The sequence below is a fragment of the Comamonas odontotermitis genome, assembly GCF_040396735.1.
GTDB lineage: Bacteria > Pseudomonadota > Gammaproteobacteria > Burkholderiales > Burkholderiaceae_C > Comamonas > Comamonas odontotermitis_C.
In genome coordinates, this window is sequence record NZ_JBEBNZ010000029.1 from 17942 (window position 1) to 38600 (window position 20659).

Sequence of the window (20659 nt, forward strand, 5' to 3'; positions counted from 1 at the left end):
CTGACCATGCCAGATCCACGTTCACCCCATCCGCCGCACCTGCCGCACCCGCATCCGCCGCAAAGCGCCCCATTGCCCCGGCAGGACTCTGCCGTGGAAGCGGACGCCTCTGCAACCACTTCTGTGCACAAGGAGGGCAGCATGGCACCGGCGGCACCTGCGCAGCCGCCGTTACCACCGCAGCCTTCTCACCCGCTGCAGCACCCCTTGCCACCGCTGCCTGCGCCCCCGGGCAGCGATGTCCTGGCGCCGCTCCTGTCGATCGTGCCCGGCCTGCGCCTGATGGTCGGCATGGTGATTGCCGGGGTTGTCATATTTGGCCTCTATGTGGGTCGCAACGTATTGCTGCCGCTGGCATTGGCGGCATTGCTCGGCTTTCTGCTCGATCCTGCGGTCAGCCGCCTCAAGCGCTGGGGCCTGCCCCGGCTGCTGTCCGTGATCCTCGTGGTCATGGTTGCCATTGCAGGGGTGGGCGCAGGGGCCTTGTATGTGGGCAGCCAGGCCACGGTGCTGAGCGCCGAGCTGCCGACCTACCAGAACACCATCCGCCAGAAGCTGCGCAACCTCAAGGACTACTTCAAGGGCCCCAGCGTGTTTGATGGCGCCTTCAAGGTCTTCAACACTGTCGAGACAGAAATTGCCCTGCCGGACACCGGCAAAGCCAAGCCGGCCCGCGCGCAGAAGGTCGAAATCCAGGAGCCCGCGGCCAAACCCATCCAGAAAATGCTCGATGTGGTGTCCAAGGTCGGCGAGCCGGTTGCCACGGCCGGCATCGTCCTGCTGTTCGTGATCCTGATCCTGCTCGACCGCAGCGACCTGCAGGACCGCCTGCTGCGCCTCATGGGGCGCAACGTACATATGGCAACCGACGCCCTGGACGAAGCCTCCACACGCATTGGTCAGTACCTGCGCATGCAGTTCATCGTCAACCTGAGCTACGGCATCCCCATGTGGCTGGGGCTGTGGTGGATCGGCGTGCCCGGTGCCGCCCTGTGGGGGGCGCTGGCAGCCGTCATGCGCTTCGTGCCCTACATCGGGCCCATGATCTCGGCCATCTTTCCCCTCACGCTGGCCTTTGCCGTCGATCCCGGCTGGGATCTCTTTCTGTGGACGCTGGCCCTCATTCTCGTGCTGGAGCTCATTAGCAACAACGTCATCGAGCCGTGGCTCTACGGCTCCAGCACCGGCCTGTCCACTCTGTCGATCATCCTGGCCGCCACCTTCTGGACTGCCTTGTGGGGCCCCATCGGCCTGATCCTGTCCACGCCGCTCACCGTCTGCCTGCTGGTGCTGGGGCGCTACATACCGGCCCTGCGGTTCTTCGAAATCCTGCTGGGCAGCGGGGCGGTGTTCGACCCGCCGCAAAAACTCTTCCAGCGCCTGCTGGGCGGCAATGTGGACGAGGCAGTCGACGTTGCCACCCACCGCATCGATGAAGAGCTGCCTGCCAAACCCACCGGCCAGGACACGGCCAGGGCCGTCACCCGGTTCTACGACGGCGTGGCGATTCCCGCGCTCAAACTCGCAGCGCACAACTACCTGAACCAGTCCACGGCAGAACACCGCCTGCGCCTGTCTGTGGGCACCGCAGAGCTGGTCGAAGAACTGCGGGAGCACTACCCCCCGGCAAAAAACGTGCTCGCGGGGCGTGACGTCACCGAGCGGGAAGAGAGCGGCAAGCCCACAACCGAGGCGCCCGCCCGGCCCGCCATCCTGTGCGTGGGCCTGCGCTGGGACATTGACGTACAGGCCGCAGCCATGGCCGCCCACGCCCTGCAGCTGTACGGCCTGCCGGCAGAACACGACACCGAGGCACTGCCCGTATTCCCCCGCGACGCCGACCTCAACACCTGGGCCGGGGTGCGCGCGGTCTGCATCTGCAGCTTTCACCCGCACCCGCAGACCAAGCTGCGCCAGCTGTGCAAGCGCATTCGCCTGCGCTGGCCCGAGCTGGGAATCGTCGTGGCGCTGTGGAACACCGACAACCAGCTGCTCGACCCCGATGCCATCCGCGCCATCCAGGCCGACTACGGCGTGCGCACCATCGACGAGCTTGCGCTGCGCATCCAGGTGGAATCGGGCGTTGAACAATGGGTGCAGCAAGCCGTCAAGCCCGAAATCCCGGCAGGAGAGGACAAGCGCCTCAAGGCCTTGCACAAGAGCGGCGTGCTGCACCCGGCCCACCACGACCAGTACCGCGAGGCCGCCATACAGGCCTGCAACGCCTTCCAGGTGCCCTGGGCCTATGTCGCCTGGGTCGACAAGGACCGCGTCTACATGCCGGGCGCAGTGTTTGACAGCGTAGGCAGCGAACTGTCGCAAACAGGCATGGCGCGGGCCGACGCACTGGCCTCCTTCGTGATCGCAGACGGCGCGCCCCTGGTGATCGAAGATACGCAGCGCAACCCACGCTTTGCACGCAACCCGCATGTGGACAGCCTGGGTGTGCGCTTCTACGCGGCAGCACCCCTGCGCTACAGGCGAGGGGCCGTTCTGGGGGCGCTGTGCATCCTCGATCAGGTGCCACGAGACATGAACACCGACGACCTCAAGGTCCTCGAAAACATGGCCGACGACCTGATGAAATCGCTGGAAGACAGCCATGGCATACCGTTGGCAGGCTCTCCCGGCACCGACCCCGGCCATTAGCCAGGCGCTACCCAGGCGCTAGCCAGGCGTTACCCAGGCTGAAAAGGCACGGCGCCACCATCCGCGCTCGCAACGGACCCCAAAAGCCCTAGCCCGAAAGCCCCTGTGCAAAGCCTCGCCGCACAGTGCACCACGGGATGGGCAACTGAAAAGCTGAAGGGGCAATGGCCGGGCAGGGGAGCCACAACCTGCATCTGGCGGGTACCCTGCCGGGCCCAGAGCCCAGCAAGTGCCAGCCACTACCGACAGCCATGGGCAGATGGCTACAACTACACACACCACACCCGGTGACGTCATTGCCCAGCGCAGGGCGCCTCGTCCCTGCTGGAACGCCGCTGTCTGCAGTCGTATCGCGCTGTGTCTCACCGTCTCTGGCGCAGCGGGTGCCGTGCGTCCCGTACCGGCTTGCTTTGTGGGCCCAACATGGCCGCTCTGGCCACCGACCGCCATTTGCCAGCAACGGCGCTCAATTTCGTGAAGGTATTTGATCACTACTGATCAATATGGTCATAAATGATCAAAAAACGAATCAATTTGGTATTTGCGAGAGATTAATAAATACTATACCTATATAAAAAATTTATTATTTCTAATAAGTACTCGAAAAAAAATATCTATCTTTGATTTGAATCAGTATCTGTAATGCACCGTTGTTTACCGGCCGAACTGACATAAATTTGCAATCAAAAATTCATACTCAATTTAAATTATTGAAAATGGAAATGGATAGATTTTTTTAATTCTTTATAGAAGGAGTAAATACTTCTGGTCCCGATGAATGTTTTTTCTTATCCTGCATAAATCAATAGTTTTAGTCGATTTTGATTGATTAAAAAAATCTAAATATCTTAGAAATTCATTCTGAGACAGACAGTGGAAAGATGTAGCAATATTGATGCTATGCAAAACAGCTTTAAGGAATGCAGATCATTAACTGGTATTCGAGGACTGAGGGAGGTGTGATGCGCATGACTGGATCTTTAAAAAAATTAGGGTATCCGCTGATTGGCATGCTCCTGCTAGAGCGGTGGCTGGCTTTTGCACAAGGTGCGCTGATGCTTGCTGCCTCTGGCATTGGACTGAATGCAGAAGCCGCTAGGGTACCTGCCCTATCCGAGAATATGGGTTGGATTGATTTGCGCACCGAACCATTTTTGAACTATCGACACCGGTAAATATATACACGAGAGGGGTTTTTCAAATGCTAGCAACCACCAGAGAGGAATTTTTTTTCCGAGCTGTGCAGCCATGCGCAAGAGCAACGGCGAGAGAAAATAAACTCTGAGATATCCACTGCTGCAACTATCGAAGATCGGTTTTCGATTCTCGCCATCCTGCTTTACCCCAGGAACTATGGGCGCTACAAGGCCATTCAGCGCGATACCAGCATCAATGCCATTCACTGGAACCACGTGGTATTCAACCGCCAGCGCCTCACCTCGGTCATGATTCAGGCCTTTGGCAAGCGCTGGCCCGAGCATGTGCTGTGGATGATCACCGGCCTCAAGGGCGAAGGCATGACATCCAGCCACCCGTCACAACTGATTGACCGCTACCTCGAGATGTGCGAGAAGCCCGTATTGAAACGTTTCTTTTGAGTCCTGGTACCTCTATTTTCTTTGTCATCGATGGATGCCAGATGAATGAAAAAAGGGGAGGATGTAAATTCGTTTTTAATATATTTCATCGTACGTCAAGGTAATTGGAAAATTTTACGTAGCCAATAAATGCATTTACTGATTTTATAAAATTACACTAATCATCGATGGAGGTGAATCAATGAAAGCCCCAAATGCATGGTTTTTACTCCCGCCAGGTGAATATTCCACTCCCCCTTTACGGAGCCATCAAAATACTATTTTGAAGTTGCGGGGGAAGTGGTTCTATGTATTGGGAACCATGCTGCTGGGGCTGGGCTGCATGGCACCTGCGCAAGCGCAGATCCCCATGTATCAGGAGACATTCTCGGGTGGGAACGCGCAGCCTACCGATGCCAACCCCACCCTCATCACCAGTTATGTTGGCCCGGGGCCGACGAATATGACCTATACGTCCAGTCCGACATGGACCACCAACTGCAATGGTCTGGTTGCTTCCTGGTCGAATGCGGTCAATAGCCCCACTGCGATAGCATCCTGCGGTGGTCAGATATTTTGGAATGTACAGCAGGGCATGGCATTGGCGCTGGGCGCCTACAATGCCGGCTTGCCCAATGGGCAGCCGGCGCTGAATGCTGGTACGGCGGCCACCCAGAATGAGGCATTGACTGCTTTTACACAGGTTGCGGCTCCCAATCCCAGCACGATCATTCAGAACGCGACGCCGATTGGCCTGCCGGCCATTCCCGCTGGCGGTAGTGGTCGCTTTGTATCTTTTTCGTTTACGGCGGTAGCTGTGAACTGCAATCAAGCCCATCCTCTGGTGCAATTCTGGTTGAACGGCACACAATTGGGGACAGTAGGTGGGTCGACAGATTTATGCACCGATGGGGTGAACCCTCGAACCTACTCGGTTCCTGTCAAAGGTACTGCGCCGGCGGCAAACTATACCGCTGGTACCTACTACCCAGGAGGAGCGGGTGCCCGTCTTGTCTCCGGCTCTGCCATGACCTTTGCAGTAATCAATACGCAGGCGTCTGGCGCTGGCAATGACTGGGCCTGGGACAACTTCACTGCACTCGACGTAACGCCTACGGTATCCAAGGCCGTGGACGGGCTGGACTACATAGGCCAGACCAAGCGGCTCACCTTTACCGTCACCAACACCGCAGACGACAACGACGTCAAGAACGGCTGGGCCTTTACCGATACCCTGCCTGCCGGTGTGGTGGTGGCCAGCCCGCCCAATGTGGTCGTGGGCGGTACTGCGGGCTGCACAGCCACCACTACAGGAACCGCTGCGGGCAGCAGCAACATTGTCATCACCAACGGCAACCTGCCTGCGGGCACGGCGACTGGTACGGCCACAGCCTGCACCATTGCGGTAGACGTGGTCAGCAATACACCGGGCGTCTATACCAACAACGCCAGTAACTTTACCTCGTCGGTCGGTTTGAATCTGCCAACCTCCAGCACTCCGATGGAATGGGTGCAGAACACGCTGACGGTGAGCAAAATCAGCAATGGCGGCACTGGCACCTTCGCTTTCTCGGGCAACAATGGCATCGCGAACCATAGCATTACCACCACCACGCCTGGCGCGGGCGTGGCAGGCCCGCAACAAGTCCTGACTGCTGCAAGCGCCACATCGGCTACAACGCTGTCTGAAGCGGCGCTTGCTGGTTGGCAGGTGAGCGGCATGCCAAGTTGTACCGGAGCACCGGCAGGCATGTCCTATGACGCGGCGTCTCGAACCATCAGTTTGCCTGCGCTACCTGTTGTTTCGGGTGGGTCAAACGTGCAGTGCACCTTTGTGAATCAGGGGGTTGCGCAATTAACGCTGATCAAGACAGTAAGCAACACCGGCGGCGGTACGGCCACGGCGGGCCAGTGGACACTGTCAGCCGCAGGCCCCAGCACCATCAGCGGAGCCATGGGTGCGCCGGCCATTACCAATGCATCGATTCCGATCGGGACTTACACCTTGTCGGAGACCGGTGGCCCGGCGGGCTACATCGCCACCGGCCCATGGAGTTGCGATACCGTACCAGTCAACAACAACCAGATCGACTTGGCTCTCGGTCAGGCCGCGAACTGCACGGTCAACAATGCCTTCCAGCCCGCGCCAGGCATTACGCTAAGCAAAACCGCCGGCCCGGCTTCGGTGCCGGCCGCAGGAAGTGTGGTGACCTATACCTTCCAAGCGAGCAACACCGGCAATGTACCGTTAGCCAATGTGACGGTCACCGATCCGCTGCTGCCCGGCCTGGCCTGTACGCCGACTACACTGGCGGTGGGCGCCACAGTTCCATTGGTCTGTACCGGCAATACGCATACCGTGACCCAGGTGGAAATCAACGCCCGTGGCAATGCAACCCCACCCGATGGCGTCCTCCACAACCAGGCCCAGATTGCAGGCACCCCCCCGACGGGCCCCGTAGTCTCTGCCACGGCGAGCGCCGGGGTTACGCTGCCGCCGCCGCAGCCACTGGTATCAATTAGCAAGAGTGCCGACGCACCAACTGTGATACCCGGTGGCGTGCTGCACTACACCGTGGTGGTCACCAACACGGGTACCGTGGCAGCAAACGGCACCACGGTGAGCGACCCCATCCCTGCAGGCATCGCAGCCCAGAGCTGGACTTGCGCCGCAGCGGGTGGCGCCACCTGCACCGCCAGCGGCACTGGAGCCGTCACCGACACCATTGCTACCTTCCCGGCAGGGGCGACTGCCACCTATACCATCACCGCCACGGTGAGCAATGCACCGCCCGCCACGGTCACCAATACCGCCAGCAGTACGCCGGGCGGGGCAGGGGTGTGCGCGCCGGGCAACACGGCAGCGCCTTGCACGGCAGCCGTCACCCTGGGCTCTGCCCCGATTATTGAGGTGACCAAGACCGCCGACACTGCCGCCTTGGTGCCCGGCGGCACCGTGCACTACACCGTCACTGTGAGCAACAGCGGCGCCTCGGCAGCCGATAACGTCCTCATCACCGACCCGCAAGCGGGCGGCATCACCAGCCAGAGCTGGACCTGCACGGCCAGTGGCGGCGCAGCCTGCCCACAGGCCAGCGGAGCAGGGGGCATCAACCAGACCGTTGTCCTCATGCCCTCTGGCAGTTCGGTGGTCTACACCATCACGGCAAGCATCAGCAACACCCCGCCCACGAATGTGAGCAACTCTGCGGTGGCCATGCCCAGCGAGAGCGGCACGGTCTGCGGCCCCACCAACACGCCCGGCCCCTGCAGCGCCACGGCCAGCGTGCCGCCACTGCCGCAGGTCTCCATCGTCAAGAGCGCCAATGTCACCACCGTGGTGGCTGGCGGCACCATTGTCTACACCATCGTGGTGAGCAACAGCGGTGTCATGCCTGCAAACAACACGGCAGTGAGCGACCCCATCCCTGCAGGCATCACCAGCCAGAGCTGGAGCTGCGTGGCCACTGGGGGCGCCACCTGCGCCGCCAGTGGCACGGGAGCGATCACCGACACCATAGCCACCTTCCCAGCGGGCAGCTTCGTCACCTACACCGTCACCGCCCAGGTGAGCGCCACGCCACCTGCGACCATCGGCAACACGGCCGTCGCCACCCCACCAGCGGGCACCCTGTGCACGCCGGGTAACACCGCATCGCCTTGCAGCGCCTCGGCCGCTGTCTCACCCAATCCGCAAATCTCGGTGGCCAAGAGTGTCGATGCCCCCACCATCGCCCCAGGAGGGGTGGTGCACTACACCGTCTCCGTCACCAACAACGGCTCGGTGGCCGCAGACGGCACCACCGTGAGCGACCCGGTTCCAGCGGGCATCACAGCCCAAAGCTGGACCTGCGCAGCGCAAGCGGGCGCCACCTGCACCACCAGCGGCACAGGTGCGATCAGCGACACGCTGGCTACTTTCCCGCCCAGCAGCTTTGTGACCTACACCGTCACCGCCACGGTAAGCGCCACACCACCTGCCACCATTGCCAATACGGCCAGCAGTACGCCGCCATCTGGCACCTGCGCACCGGGCAACACCGCGCCGCCTTGCACGGCCACGACCAGCAGCACGCCACTGCCGCAGGTGCAGATCAGCAAGAGCGCCAATATCGGCACGCTCATCCCGGGCGGCACGGTCACCTACACGGTCGTGGTCAAGAACACCAGCGCCGTGGCAGCAAACGGCACCACGGTGAGCGACCCCATCCCTGCAGGCATTGCAGCCCAGAGCTGGACTTGCGCCGCAGCGGGTGGCGCCACCTGCACCGCCAGCGGCACTGGAGCCGTCACCGACACCATTGCTACCTTCCCGGCAGGGGCGACTGCCACCTATACCATCACCGCCACGGTGAGCAATGCACCGCCCGCCACGGTCACCAATACCGCCAGCAGTACGCCGGGCGGGGCAGGGGTGTGCGCGCCGGGCAACACGGCAGCACCTTGCACGGCAGCCGTCACCCTGGGCTCTGCCCCGATCATCGAGGTGACCAAGACCGCCGACACTTCCGTTCTGGCTCCTGGCAGCACGGTGCACTACACAGTCACCATCAGCAACACGGGTTCTGTTGCCGCCGATGGAACCACGGTAAGCGATGCCATGCCTGTCGGTATTGCCTCGCAGAGCTGGGCTTGCTCTGCCACGGGCGGTGCCACATGCACTACCAGCGGCGGCGGGGCAATTACCGACACCCTGGCTACCTTCCCGGCAGGGGCGATTGTCACCTATACCGTGACTGCCACAGTCAGCAGTGCGCCTCCGGCCACCATCACGAACACGGTTACCGTTACCCCATCCGGGGAGGGTGTGTGCGGGGTGAACACGAAGGCTGCGGTAATGAAGGCTTTGCAAGCGAAAGCGGCGTCTTTGAAGGCTCCGCCATGCACGGCGTCCGTCACAGGCAGTTCTACCCCGCAACTGCAGGTCACCAAGACTGTGGATCTGCAGACGGTGGGGGTGGGGGGAACGGTTCAGTACAACGTCACGGTAACCAACGGCGGCAGTGTGCCGGCGGACGGTACCGTGGTGAGCGACCCACTGCCCGAAGGCATCATCAGCCAGTCGTGGACATGCACGGCCAGCGCAGGCGCTACCTGCACCAGCGCTGGCAGCGGCGCTGTCAGCGATACGATCTCGGCCCTTCCCGTCGGTGGCTCGGTGGTCTACACCATCACCGCCAAAGTGGCGCCTACGGCATCCAAGGTGATTGAGAATGTGGCGACCATCACGCCACCTGCAAGCGGAAATTGCGTGCCATGCACTGCAAGCGCTGCCACGCAGGTGCAGAGCGCTGCGCCAAGCCCGATTCCCGCACTGGGCACATGGGGCCTGGCGATAATCGCTTTGCTGATGCCGATGGTTGCCGGTTTGGTAGCACGCTGCCGCTCCACGGAGGCGCGGCGCACGCCGGGTGCAGCGGGTGCATAGGCCCTTGAGCACAAGAGCGTGCGGCCGGCCAGCCGCACGTCCATTGCAATGCCAACGCCACCGCAGCTTGCACCGGGGTGCCAGCAAGGGCCGGCGCAAAGAAATCGCCCGATTGCATTCCAACCCATGGGAAGTTTGGGGGCGCCCGGCTAGGGGCGCCTCCAAAGCCACCGTCGCGGCGCGAGGAGATCGTAAACACGTCCTAAAGCATCGGCCCGTACAATACCCGGTTTTTCAGCAAGTTGCGCAGCATGGTTTATAGCGTCAAGGAAATCTTCTACACCCTGCAAGGGGAGGGCGCCAACGCGGGGCGCCCGGCGGTCTTTTGCCGGTTTGCGGGCTGCAACCTGTGGAGCGGCCGGGAAGAGGACCGCGCTGCAGCGGCGTGCAGGTTCTGCGACACCGATTTTGTGGGCACCGACGGAGAGGGCGGCGGCAAGTACGCATCAGCTGCCGAACTTGCCGCCGCCATCGAGGCGCATTGGCCATCAAAGAATGCTGAGCGCCGTTTTGTTGTTCTCACGGGCGGTGAACCTGCCTTGCAGGCCGACGCCGCCTTGATCGAGGCGCTACACGCGAAGGGCTTTTTCATTGCGATGGAGACGAATGGCACGCTCATGCCTCCAGAGGGCATTGATTGGCTATGCGTAAGCCCGAAGGCCAATGGCGCGCTTGTCGTAGATGCGGGGCAGGAACTGAAGCTGGTGTATCCGCAAAATCACGTGGATCCCGCGCAATTCATCCATCTGAATTTCGACAGGTTCTATCTCCAGCCACTGGACGATTCCGAACAGGGCAGGAACACTGCAGCCGCCATTGCCTATTGCCTTCAGCATCCCCGCTGGAATCTGAGCCTGCAGACGCACAAAATTACAGGAATACGATGAAGTACGAACTGAGCCAGAAGTTCATTTTCGAAGCCGCGCATACACTCCACCGCACCGTGGACGCAGCCGGCAGCCGCCGGATACACGGACATACCTACCACGCTGAAATCACCTTGCGTGGCGAGCCATCGCAAGCATCGGGCATGCTGCAGGATCTAGGCGATGTGCGCCAGAAGATTGAGCGGGTTCGTGGTGAGCTTGACCACCATTTTCTCGATGAGGTTGCCAATCTCGGCCCCGCCACCCTGGAGAACCTGTGCAAATACATCTACTTCGGCCTGATCGTGGATTGCCCTGATTTGATTGCCGTTGCGGTGGAGCGGCCTGCCAGTGGCGACAAATGCGTATTGCGCATGGATCATCGGCAGAACTCAAATTCAAATTGAAACTACATTGATTTAATTAGATTTTCCCTGTCTGCTTAAGCCGATCCGGCAAGAGGGCGCTCGCCAGGCAGCTTCGGTTGAATGGCATTGCTGGTCAATTGCTGGAATGGTGAAGTCCATTCCTGTCCTCTCGTTGACTACTTCACTCAAAAACCATTAAAAATGGTTGTTAAAAGAGTGAAAAATTACCAACATCAAGCCAGCAGGGCTTGCATGAGACCATGCAAAACAGAAACGCCCGATGTGTTCCATCGGGCGTTTGCGGTTTCATCCATCAGGAGCGGGTTCAGGCCACGCAGGCTTGTGGCGCATTCAGCGGCACAAGCCTGCCTGTTCTGGCTGCGCTCAGGAAGCCAGGACCTCCACCAGATAGCGGCGCTTGCCGGTTTCATCTACCTCAACTTCGCGGCCATGGATGTCGGACTCAAAGCCGGGCACCTGGGCATCCTGCTCCTCGGCAATTTGCAGGTACTTGAAGATGGCGTCCGCCTTTTCGTTGTAGCGCTCGCCAGGCATGATGAGTGGAATGCCTGGGGGATAGGGCACCAGCATGGTGGCAGCGATGCGCCCCTTGAGCTTTTTGACTTCCACCTTCTCGACCTTGCCCTGCACCAGCAGGTTGTAGGCTTCTGCCGGAATCATGGCCATGTCCGGCTGCTCGACGTACATCTCGCGCATGACCCTGGGCACATCATGGCTCACATTGAACTGGTGCAGGCGGTCGCACAGGTCACGCAGCCCGGTGTCGGCATAGACCTGTGGGTAGCTCTCCACCAGATCGGGAAGCACCTGCGCCAGGGGCGTGTTGGCCTCGTAGTGCTGCTTGAAGCTCATCAGTTCCGCCACCAGGGTTCCCCACTTGCCCTTGGTGATGCCCATGGAGAACAGCACCAGCAGCGAATAGAGGTTGGTTTTTTCGACCACGATGCCACGCGTCCACAGGAACTTGCTGACCACGCTGGCGGGGATGCCCTGCTTGTCCATGCGCCCGTCCATGTCCAGCCCCGGCATGGTGAGCGTGACCTTGATGGGGTCGATCATGACAAAGTCGTCGCTCAGCTTGTCAAAACCGTGCCACTGGGCGTCGGGGCGCAGTTGCCAGTCCTTGGCCTGGGCAGGCGGAATGTGGGATGAAGACTTGCGCAGGTGCTTGGCCACGGGCTCGGGCTGCCAGACCTTGAACCACCAGTCCTTTTTGTCCAGGTCGGATTCGATCTGCAGCATGGCGCGGCGAAACGCGAGCGATTCGTCGTGCATTTCCTGCACCAGTGATTCACCGGCGGCGCCTTCCATCATCTTGGAGGCCACGTCGCAGGCCGCTATCACTGGGTACAGCGGGCTGGTGGATGTGTGCATCATGAAGGCTTCGTTGAAGCGCCCCATGTCGAGCTTGCGTTTGCGGCTGTCGCGCACATGCACCATGGATGCCTGCGAAAACGCCGCCAGCAGCTTGTGGGTGGAATGGGTGGTGAAGACGATGGCATCCTGCTCACGCGGCTTGCCCTTGGCCATGCCGTAGTAATGTTCGTAGAACGGATGGAAGGCGGCGTAGGCGTACCAGGCCTCATCAAAGTGCAGAAAATCGACGGCGCTGCCGATTTTCTTGGCAATCTTCTCGGCGTTGTAGCAGAGGCCGTCATAGGTGGAGTTGGTCACCACCGCAATGCGCAGCTTGGCGCCGTTTTTCATGGCTTGCGCAGCGAGCGGCACCTGTGCGATACGCGCCTGCATGGCCTTGGGCGAGAACTGGTCTTCGCTGATCGGCCCGATGATGCCGTGTGCATTTCGACTCGGCGAGAAGTACACGGGAATGGCCCCCGTCATGATCAGCGAGTGCAGCAGCGACTTGTGGCAGTTGCGGTCCACAAACACCACATCGCCGCGCGCCACTGTGCCATGCCAGACGATCTTGTTGGCGGTGGAGGTGCCGTTGGTCACGAAGAAAGTATGGTCGGATCCGAAGTTCCTGGCGGCGTCGGCCTCGGCCTGCCGTATGGGGCCGCTGTGGTCGAGGAGGGAGCCCAGTTCGGGCACCGAGATCGAGAGATCGCTGCGCAGGGTATTTTCACCATAGTACTGGTGGAAGGCACGGCCCACCGAAGACTTGGTAAAGGCCACGCCGCCCGCATGACCCGGCGTGTACCAGGAGTAGTTGGACTTGGCCGTGTGCTTGATCAGTGCCTTGAAGAAGGGCGGCAGCAGGTGCTCCATGTACTCTTCTGCTGCACGCATCACTTGCCGCGCGATGAAGCTCTTGGTGTCTTCGAACAGGTAAAAGTAGCCGCGCGCATATTTCACAAGGTTGGTTGGCACCTTTTCCACCGAGCCGCGCTCGCCATAGAAAAATACCGGCAGGTGAGGATGGCGCGCCAAGTTGTCTTCCAGCAGATTCTGGATCTTGCGGAACTGTTCCTCGGCATCCTCATGCGCGTCGATGGAGATCAACACCGCAGAGGCGGCCAGATAGGTGCGTGCAGCCACCCGCGCGTCGTCGAGCGTGAGATTGGCCATCACACGCTGGTTTGCACTCTCCAGCTCTTCGGCCAGGGCGCGGATGATGCTGCCGCGCAGGCGGGGCGAGTCGAACTCGCTGTCGATAATGACGGTTGGATAGTCCAGGGCTTTGAAAAACATCTTCAGGCTCCGTTGTGATGAATTCGAAAGGGTTCAAGGGGAAATACCCCTTGTAGGCGAGGCATGTTCGCAAGCTTTATGCAGCCATGCTGGGGCGAAGAGGGTGAAAACATGCGCTTGTGGCCTGCTTCAGGCTGCATTGCCTGTATGGCTGGTGGCGGTTGCAGCAGTGGTGCCGTCGGCATGGCCTGCAGCAGCGCGCTCCTGGTCCAGGCGCAGCATGCGGGTGCTGACAAAGCCATAGAGCGTGAAGCCCACGATGGTTGCCACGCCGCCGAGCATCAATGCTTCGGTCCCCGAGCTGTACAGGGCCAGATAGCTGTAGGCTGCAGCGACCCACGAGATGATGTTGACGAACAAGGCCTTTTTGGCGGGCACGCCTGCAACCTTCTGGATGGTCATCAAGGCCGCCATCGACAGGATGTAGGGCACGATGTTCGTCACCACCGCCAGGTTCACCAGCGTGTCGAACTGCTTGGTCAGATCGGGGCTGATGGTGAGCAGAGCGAGGCCAGTCTGGGCGGCCAGCAGGATCAGCATGGCCACGATGGGGGTACCTGCCTTGTTCACCTTGGCAAAAATCGGCAGAAAATAGCCGGTGTCCGACGAGCTTTTGAACACCTGGGCAATGGTGAACTGCCAGCCCAGCAGCGAGCCGATGCATGCCAGCACCATCAGCCCCATGATGATCTGCCCCACCAGGGGGGTGAACATGTGCGCGAACACCAGGCCAAAGGGCGCGGTGGAGGCCGCAAGTTCCGGATTGGAGACGATGCCCGCCATGACATTGGTCGAGACGATGTAGATCACGGCAGCGCCGATCGTGCCACCCAGCACGGCAATCGGCACGTTCTTTTCGGGATTCTCCACCGCGTCAGCGTTGGCGCAGGCAGACTCCATTCCTAAAAAGGCCCACAGGGTGATGGCCACGGAAGAGCTCGCTGCCTGCAGCAAAGACAGGCCATGCGGATTCCAGGCTTCTGCGTAGGTGCTGGGGCTGAACCAGAACCAGCCAAATGTGGAAACACCAACCACCGGCAGAATCACACCCCAGACGGTGACCCCACCGATCTTGCCGGTCACGCTGGCACCGCCAAAGTTGGCAATGGTGGTGATCCACAGCAATGCAATTGTCATGAGGCCCACACCCACCGGGCTCAGCTGCAGAGAAAACAGCTCGGTCAGGTAGCCCACTGCAGTGATGCCGATGGCCACGTTGGCGATCAACAGCGACGTGCCATAGGTGTAGTTCACCAGATAGTTGCCGGCCCGGCCAAACGCATATTCTGCATAGCCTCCCATGCCGCCAGACTTGCGGCTGAGCATGCCGCACTGGGCAAAGGCGTAGGCCAGTGCCAACGAGCCCGTCGCGGTCACCAGCCAGGAAAGGATGGAGATGGCCCCTACCTGTGCCAGCTTGGTGGGCAACAGAACAATGCCAGATCCAAGCATGTTGACCACGGTCAGCATGGTCAGCTGCACCACGGTCATTTTTTTGGTTTGCGCCATTCTCACTCCTTTTCCTGAATGAAGGTTTCTCTTCGCCTGGGTATTGTTGGAAAACGCAAGGGATGTGCCCTGAGACTCAACACCTGCAATGCTGGGCAGCGGTTATCCAAAATCGCGGAAATTATTTCTCTGTGGCAAGCGCTCAGATGATAAATATGCAACAGGCAAAATGCGTCGATTAAATCAATGCAAAAAATATAATGAAAAATGAATTTTGATCAGGGAATTTTATTTTGATATATGCCTATTTTTGTTGCGATCATAATTTAATGATCTTTCATCCCTGTGAAAGTGCCTCCCAAATTGACCCCAATCTCATAATAATTGATATATGTCAAGCATTGGTTCTGCAAGCACGGCAGCACACGTTGATATCTCCGGACCTTGCATCCGACTCAATATGACATTCGCGCTTCGATAGAGAAGGTGGGCGCCTTTTCATGAAGCTTCCCAGCTGAGGGCATGGCAAGGCAGCGCATGCATGGCTTCATGCTTTAGAGTCGCTAACACAAGCCGTGATATGTCGTTGCTTCGTCGGGGGCGCCCAGCCGGGGGCGCCCAGCCTTGTCGTACGTCTGTACTGCCTGCGGCTTCGCCTAGCGCGGCTCGGCCTGACGCGGCGCGGCGCCTCGTCTCAACCGCAAATCTGCGATTTGCTGGGTTGTATTAGCGGCTCTTGTTCAATGCAGTGTCGTGCAGAACGTTCCTGTGGCTCAAGCCCATACGAAATGAGCTCGGATGCGTCGCAAAATGCTGTAGGAGCGCCAGAGAACCGGGGAGGGGACCAAAACCGGCTCCCTCCTGACCCTAAACAGTTCAGTCGACTGTTATATCGAACCCAAATTCAAGTGTTTTTCGAAAGCTGGAGTCATGCCAGCCCCGCGCCTCGATTTCTGCCGTGCCTCGGTAGCTGCCAGGACGCATATCTGGGTTGTCTGCGCGCACGAAGCTGAGCTGCAAGCTGCTATACCGAGGACTACTCGCGCAAGTCGTCGCATCGTTCATACTTCGGGTGTAACACGAATTAGACCGCCCGGCACGAATGTTTGCCACGTAGGGCAGTCCCGTGGCATTGTTGATCAACGTCACTTTGATCGTGGATGGTTCACGCGGCCCATCCCAAATCAACGAACCTGGCCCCACCACCCCCATCTGAAACGGAACCACGAATGCAACGCTACCATGGCTTGCCAATGGACCTTGGTCTGACAACTGGAAAGTTTCGCCGTTGCGTACAACGCCATCGAGCGAACGTGTTTCGATATCAGCATTCAGCTCCAGCGTGCGGCGGTACCCGGAGTCATGCCAGCCTTGCGCCTCAAGTGTGAAGTTCCCCTGATAGTGCCCGGCAGGAAGGGTAGGGTTGTCGGTTTCGACATAAGTCAGAATCAAATGGCTATTGCGCGCGCTGTAACAGGTTGCGGCATCGTTCATGGCGAAAAGTCCCAACTGCGCCGCGCACGAATGATCGCGGTAGCCCCTGATTCGAACAGGACGTTTTACCCCGGTTGCGATGTCGGTGAGTTCCACTGTCAGCATGGCAGGCGTGTTGGCTCCGCTCCATGTCAAACCAGTAGGTCCCGTTACCCCAACCTGAGGGAGCACGACAAACCCTACTGAGCCATTATTTGTATCGGAGCCTAAATCCGTCAAAGGCTCAAAATCAATTCCGGCAAAGACCGTACCATCGATCACCGGAGATACCTCGTCATACATGGCTGTGGCCTTGCCAATGCGGACGTCAGTCACATGAACAGCAATTGGCGGCTCGGGCAACGCATTAGCATTCTTGCGCGAAGGTCGATAGATGCCAGTTTTGAAATAGGGCGTTCGAGGAATGGTCAGGTTATACACGTTCTGGCCACTGCGAGACCAGACCCTGACACCATCGCGCCAGACTTCGAGCAGCCCGTCGGAGCCCGTCGACCATTTTGCATGCACCACCCAATTGACCCATTCCCCGGCGACCGCTGGATCGTCCAATACCTGGGATGATCTCTGTATGGCGGCTGGCGATCCCCACGCAGTATTGATGACCCAGCGGTCATTCTTCAGTGCAATGGCCAGATTGGGGAAATTGCGGTCAACCTTCTCGTTTCCCATGACGGCATGCCATTGCATGACGATAAAGCCTTGCTGATCGGTTGGTACCTGCTGGACAGCCAGACGCTCTCCATACCAGCGCTCCTGAAGCCCTTCCTCTGCGGGCAGTGCCAGTTCTGACCGAAAGGACCCGGGAGTGCCGGGAACGGTAAATCTGGCAGCGCGCCGACCGTCGATTCCTGGGGCATTCACAAGCTGCACATGATCGGAGAAGGTAGGGCGTTGCGCCGGGTCGTAGATCGCGTCGATGGACAAGGTCCATTTGAGGAAGTTGCCTGATCGAAAATCTTCTTTGAAAATAAGAGGCACACCTGTGTTGAAGACATCCTGAGATGAGAGCTGCCGTGAAGCCTGCTGTGCCTGGGCACAGAGTACAACACAGAAAAGTGAGAGGATCACGGCAGCGATCCTTGCAAATATTTTCCTGATCGAATAATTCGAGATGTTTATGTTCTGAATGAGCATAAGAAGACCTTTTCATCAGTTTATTCATCGTGAGATGGGATGATGAGGGTGAGAAAGATCTTGAATACTATCCAGACTTCTTCAAAATGGAGCTGCAAGGCTGCATGAAATGTGCACGATTTTTGTTTATGAACAAATACTTGTTATTTTTGTCCTGCTTGCTGATTAATTTTTAATTAATCTGTTTATTTGGAAATCGTAGATTCTGTAATGAAGAATAGCTGCCGGGCCGCGCCAGGCAAAGCTATCTGCGGTACAAAGCGCACGACACGACACGACACGACACGACACGACATGACACGGCTAGGCGCGGCCGGAGAGGCGCGGCCGGCTTGGCACCTCCCGGAGGCAGCGACTATCCAGGAAGTGTTAGCGGCCCCAGCGCAGGGGGGCAGCAACACGGCCTCTCTCCACCAGTGACCAGTGGCGGCCTTGTTGCTCCACCCAGGCTCCCAACGACTTGCAGACAGCTAGACCGTAGCGCTTGCTACTGACACAAGACGCCCTCGCGCATACACCAGTCCTGCATCTCAGGCCCCCCAGATATCGGTACTGATGGCTTTGTACCAGGCGGCCCCATGGTCCGCCTCAGCCTTGCGGAACGCGGCATCCTTGTTGGCAGGACTGACCCCGCCGGAGTTGGGCACTTCCATCATCTTGCCCTCCTGAGCGCGGTAAACCCCCGCCACAGAAATGCCATAGTCCGGGCCGACGAAGCTGTAGCAGGTATTGGCAAACGAGGCGGTCGGCAGGGCGCTGCCTGCCAACTCGGCGGCAATCGCCGCTGCGGCGACCTTGCCCTGGATGTTGGCGGCAAAGCCGGACTTGGGCATGGGCGCAGCAATGGTGGCATCGCCCAGCACATGGATATGGTGCACCAACCGGGACTCGAAATTCTCCGCGTTGATCGGCACCCAGCCGCTTGCGTCCGCAACGCCGGCCCGCTCAGCAATGAACCCCGCCTTCTGCGCAGGAATCACGTTGAGCACGTCTGCCTTGTAGCGGTTGCCAAAGACGGTTTCCACCTCCAGCCGCCTGGCATCCACGCGGCCGGCCTTGCCATCGTCAGATTGCTTGATCCATTCGATCATGTCGCCATACAGCGTCTTCCAGCCCTGGATAAACAGGCCTTGCTTGGAAAACTGGTCCTTGCTGTCCAACAGCAGAATCTTGCTTCTGGGCTTGTGCGCTTTCAGATAGTGCGCAACCATGGCCGCCCGCTCGTAAGGGCCAGGCGGACAGCGGAACGGGTTGTCGGGGATGACCATCACAAAACGCCCGCCGTCGGGCATGGCCTCCAGCTGCTTTTTCAGCAACTGGGTCTGGGCACCTGCCTTCCAGGCGTGGGGGGCCCATTGGGCTGCAGCCTCGTCATACCCTTCCAGCGCATTCCAGCGCATATCAATGCCGGGCGAGAGCACCAGCTTGTCATAGCGCAGCGTATGGCCGTCGGAGAGTTTGATGCTGCGTGCCGTGCCGTCAACCGATTCCGCACTCGCCTGCACCACGGTCACACCGGCTTTACGCAAACCGTCATAACCATGGCCAATGCTGTCCCAACTGCGCAGTCCGGCCAGGTACAGGTTGGAGAACGGACAGGTATAAAAGCGCTCGGAAGGCTCTACCAAGGTGACATTGATATGCGGCGCAAACTGTCGCAGATAGCGTGCGGCGGTAGCTCCACCGAAGCCCCCGCCCACGATCACCACATGGGCCGAGGCTGCCTGGGCACGAACAATGGCAGGCATGACCAGGCTGGCCGCTCCTGCGGCTGCTCCCCCCAGAAGGTCTCTACGGCGTATTGGCATCATAGCTTCTCCTTGCTAAACCACTGGGCCAGGGCTTGAAGTTGCTCGTCGTCATAGCCTTTCGCCAGGCGATCCATCACCGTGGCGTCCTTGGCGGTTCCAGCTTTGAACGATTGCAGCCGTTGCATCAAATACTCCTGCGGCAAGCCGCGCAACGGGGTGATGCCGCCGGCGCTGCGCCCATCCGTGCCATGGCAGTTGGCGCAACTGGCCGCAAGCACTGCTACATCCTGGGGACGCAACTGAGTGGAGGGCGTATCGGAAGCGGAATGGGCGAGGGTGCCCAATAGCGTCAAGCCCAGACAGGTAGCGACGCCCAGAGGCGACCTGGACACCGCAAATCGATGGCGAGTTGATCGTGACATAGAAACTCCTGTAAAGGCCGCCATGCGGCAGTTTGTTTTCAAGCAGGCCCATTCCATTGACCATGACTTTTATAAAAGCATCGAATCAGTTTGAGACGGCCTTGACCTTCAATTTGGCCTTGATCCGGAGTCTTTACATACCACGGGCAATCAGGACGGGCATGGGAATTCTGGATGCAATACCTCGCAATCTGCCCAATAGTCGATGAATATGAAATGGTATTCTTCAGAATTTACCAAGAATTCATAGACTTTTTATTAATTCCTTCGGGAAATATTTTCTTCGCTGTCGCCGGATCCATGGATGGTTGTCAGTTTTCAGCGGCTATAGACCCTGCTTCACGCGATATGGATCGACACGGGGCCATCTTACCCTGGCAATGGTACCTGCGGCATGCAAGCACTGTGCGCGCGGATTCGGAAAATTGATGGCCGGTTTTCCTCTATTGAACAGGTTTGCGCCACATACATCCGGTATTCACGGTTGTCTCATTTTTCGAAGCAAGCCCATTTTCGGTGCTTGACTTTTCATATAAATCGCAAAAATTGATTAATTGAAATTAATTTCTTATAGGCAGCCGAACTGTTGTTGGATTGAATATGTATATTGATAATCAGCAAAAGGTCTAGCGCGAAATAGTGTAAAGCGAGAGCAACCCCATCAAGGGCGACGACCAGCGGCAAATCCACACCATCTATGGGTCCAGCAGCTTTGAGCCACCGATCCAAATCGACGGAGACAAGGCACAGCCCAAACGCACCCCCGCGCAAAAACTCCAAGCCCAGAGTCAAATCGGCACATCTGGGCAATCCAGGGACGCATAGCGAATTTTCCAAGTCAAGGTCAA

At 58.9% G+C, this 20659-nt stretch carries 12 protein-coding genes; 6 read left to right on the forward strand and 6 right to left on the reverse strand.

Annotated features, from left to right (window positions below):
- Positions 1-6 precede the first annotated feature (6 nt).
- The 6 genes from ACH2DG_RS18235 (at position 7) to ACH2DG_RS18260 (ending at position 10927) form a co-directional block, all read left to right on the forward strand.
- The gene (locus ACH2DG_RS18235) at positions 7-2649 is read left to right on the forward strand and encodes an AI-2E family transporter (RefSeq protein WP_395027854.1); all 2643 of its coding nucleotides are present in this window, start codon (positions 7-9) and stop codon (positions 2647-2649) included.
- 920 nt (positions 2650-3569) lie between these two features.
- Entirely contained in the window at positions 3570-3824 is a 255-nt protein-coding gene (locus ACH2DG_RS18240; protein WP_395027856.1) for a hypothetical protein, read from the forward strand.
- A gap of 237 nt (positions 3825-4061) precedes the next feature.
- A complete protein-coding gene (locus tag ACH2DG_RS18245) occupies positions 4062-4247 on the forward strand; it encodes a hypothetical protein (protein WP_395027858.1) in 186 nt (61 codons plus the stop codon).
- A gap of 1006 nt (positions 4248-5253) precedes the next feature.
- Positions 5254-9654 (forward strand): beta strand repeat-containing protein, encoded by a 4401-nt coding sequence (locus ACH2DG_RS18250; RefSeq protein WP_395027859.1) that lies wholly within the window; start codon positions 5254-5256, stop codon positions 9652-9654.
- Positions 9655-9905: 251 nt separating this feature from the next.
- A complete protein-coding gene (queE, locus tag ACH2DG_RS18255) occupies positions 9906-10541 on the forward strand; it encodes a 7-carboxy-7-deazaguanine synthase (protein ID WP_395027860.1) in 636 nt (211 codons plus the stop codon).
- Positions 10538-10927, forward strand: a complete 390-nt coding sequence (locus ACH2DG_RS18260) for a 6-carboxytetrahydropterin synthase (RefSeq protein WP_395027862.1) — start codon at positions 10538-10540, stop codon at positions 10925-10927. Before queE ends, ACH2DG_RS18260 begins: the two co-directional genes overlap by 4 nt.
- 345 nt (positions 10928-11272) lie before the next feature.
- Here ACH2DG_RS18260 and ACH2DG_RS18265 read toward each other — a convergent pair whose 3' ends face one another.
- The 6 genes from ACH2DG_RS18265 to ACH2DG_RS18290 form a co-directional block, all read right to left on the reverse strand.
- A complete protein-coding gene (locus tag ACH2DG_RS18265; RefSeq protein ID WP_395027864.1) occupies positions 11273-13561 on the reverse strand; it encodes an Orn/Lys/Arg decarboxylase N-terminal domain-containing protein in 2289 nt (762 codons plus the stop codon).
- A gap of 129 nt (positions 13562-13690) precedes the next feature.
- Positions 13691-15070 carry a putrescine-ornithine antiporter gene (gene potE, locus ACH2DG_RS18270; protein ID WP_395027865.1) on the reverse strand — a complete coding sequence of 460 codons (1380 nt, stop codon included), beginning with the start codon at positions 15068-15070 and terminating at the stop codon, positions 13691-13693.
- Positions 15071-15886: 816 nt separating this feature from the next.
- Positions 15887-17638, reverse strand: a complete 1752-nt coding sequence (locus ACH2DG_RS18275; protein WP_395027866.1) for a polysaccharide lyase — start codon at positions 17636-17638, stop codon at positions 15887-15889.
- Between the two features lie 530 nt (positions 17639-18168).
- Positions 18169-19446 carry an NAD(P)/FAD-dependent oxidoreductase gene (locus tag ACH2DG_RS18280; protein ID WP_395027867.1) on the reverse strand — a complete coding sequence of 426 codons (1278 nt, stop codon included), beginning with the start codon at positions 19444-19446 and terminating at the stop codon, positions 18169-18171.
- The gene (locus ACH2DG_RS18285; protein ID WP_395027869.1) at positions 19446-19811 is read right to left on the reverse strand and encodes a c-type cytochrome; all 366 of its coding nucleotides are present in this window, start codon (positions 19809-19811) and stop codon (positions 19446-19448) included. Before ACH2DG_RS18285 ends, ACH2DG_RS18280 begins: the two co-directional genes overlap by 1 nt.
- A 528-nt stretch (positions 19812-20339) precedes the next feature.
- Positions 20340-20659: hypothetical protein (locus tag ACH2DG_RS18290; RefSeq protein ID WP_395027870.1), on the reverse strand; the 320-nt coding region annotated here is incomplete at its 5' end.